This is a genomic window from Aquitalea sp. ASV15 (assembly GCF_016429115.1).
Lineage (GTDB): Bacteria > Pseudomonadota > Gammaproteobacteria > Burkholderiales > Chromobacteriaceae > Aquitalea > Aquitalea magnusonii.
Map to the genome: position 1 here is coordinate 1 of NZ_JAELTZ010000185.1, position 314 is coordinate 314.

Here is a 314-nt window from a genome sequence, read left to right on the forward strand (position 1 = left end):
CCCCCCCCCCCCCCCCCCCCCCCCCCCCCCCCCCCCCCCCCCCCCCCCCCCCCCCCCCCCCCCCCCCCCCCCCCCCCCCCCCCCCCCCCCCCCCCCCCCCCCCCCCCCCCTTTTTAATGATACGGCGCCCACCGAGATCTACACTGTTGTTCGTTCGTCGGCAGCGTCAGATGTGTATAAGAGACAGGTCGAACACCACGGCCAGATCACCGGCGGCAATGCGCTGCTCCAGATCCGGCGTATCGCGTCGTATCGCTGCGAAATACTGCGCCGCATACATCGCCCCCAGCGTATAGCTGGGGAAATAACCAAAG

Annotated in this window: 1 protein-coding gene; it reads right to left on the bottom strand. The window is 71.0% G+C overall.

Translation table 11 applies throughout. The annotated features are described in order from the left end of the window. Positions 1-166: 166 nt before the first annotated feature. On the bottom strand, positions 167-314 hold a 148-nt coding region (locus JHD64_RS21440; protein ID WP_199055689.1), incomplete at its 5' end, for a hypothetical protein.